The following is a 1,326-nucleotide window of genomic DNA, read 5'->3' on the forward strand; positions in this document are numbered from 1 at the left end:
TGCATGCCCATCGACATTTGGAGAAGCCCTTCCCGCAGGCGGTTGTGAGTGACGATCCGTTGGTAACGGAAAGTCGCGAGGTGCACCATCTGCGGCGAAGATGCCGACATCTCGATTTCAGATATCGGATACGCGGTGTGAAAGAATTCGTGAACCTCGCCCCTGCGCATCCGACAGCTCGAACACGCCATGAAACTCCAGCCCGACCGCATCGAAGGCGTCAACGCCGTCTCCGGCCTGATCCCGGGGGCCGTCTCGATCAACGGCGTCGTGCACCGGCGCAGCATCGTCGTGCCGTGGCAGGGTGAGGTCGTGGAATRGAAGGTCGAGCGCTTCGATGAACTCACCGCCGAGCACTTCGGCGTGATCGCGGCGCTGTCGCCCGAGCTGGTGATCTTCGGCAGCGGCGACCGCATCCGATTCCCGCCGCCCGCCTGGCTGCGCCCGCTGATCGAGCGGCGCATCGGCATCGAGACGATGGACACCGCGGCGGCTTGCCGCACCTACAACGTGCTGGTCTCGGAGGGACGCCGCGCGGTGGTCGGCCTGCTGCTGGGCAGCTGATACCCGGCCGGAGCGCCATGGCCGTGGCCTTATAATCTACGGCTACGCCTCCCGCGGCGCAACTCCCCAGAATTCTTCATGACGCCAGCCCTCAACAAACCCCTCCCGGAATTTGAAGCGCTCGCAACCGGTGGCGTGAAGTTCACGCCCGCCGCCTTCGCGGGGCAGATCGTCGTTCTCTACTTCTACCCGAAGGACAACACGCCCGGTTGTACCACCGAGGCCATGCAGTTCCGCGATCGGCACAAGGATTTCGTCAAGGCCGGAGCGGTGGTTTTTGGCGTCTCGCGCGACAACATGAGCTCGCACGACAAGTTCAAGCAGAACCTCGAGCTGCCGTTCGAGCTGATCGCCGACACCGAAGAGAAGCTCTGCCACATGTTCGGCGTCGTCAAGAACAAGATCATGTACGGCAAGAAGGTCAAGGGCATCGAGCGCAGCACCTTCCTGATCGACGGTGAAGGCGTGCTGCGGGCCGAATGGCGCGGCATCAAGGTCGCGGGGCACGTCGACGAGATCCTGAAGGCCGTCAAGGGCCTGAAGAAAGCGGCCTGAAGAAGGCCGGTCKGTCCGGAAAATCCACGATGACGGGAGTTGTGTTGAGGTGTCATCGCGGATGTGCATAATGGGCCATGCCTGTGAGTTGTGAATCCAGACAGCCAAACATCAAGCCGCTCGGGCAACCGCGCGGCTTTTTTGTTGCCTGTCCTGTTGCCTCCCCCTTCGCCAACTGACACCCACACACCACCCATGCCACTGCCC

The 1,326-nt window shown here is 62.5% G+C and carries 2 protein-coding genes; both read left to right on the forward strand.

Features of this window, described 5'->3' with window-relative positions:
• The first annotated feature begins 189 nt into the window (after positions 1–189).
• The gene (locus AC1D15_RS32570; protein WP_477829318.1) at positions 190–564 is read left to right on the forward strand and encodes an Mth938-like domain-containing protein; all 375 of its coding nucleotides are present in this window, start codon (positions 190–192) and stop codon (positions 562–564) included.
• A gap of 78 nt (positions 565–642) precedes the next feature.
• A complete protein-coding gene (locus tag AC1D15_RS32575) occupies positions 643–1,119 on the forward strand; it encodes a peroxiredoxin (RefSeq protein ID WP_047511976.1) in 477 nt (158 codons plus the stop codon).
• The last annotated feature ends 207 nt before the right edge of the window (positions 1,120–1,326 follow it).

This window comes from Rhizobacter sp. P2_H2 (assembly GCF_056403375.1).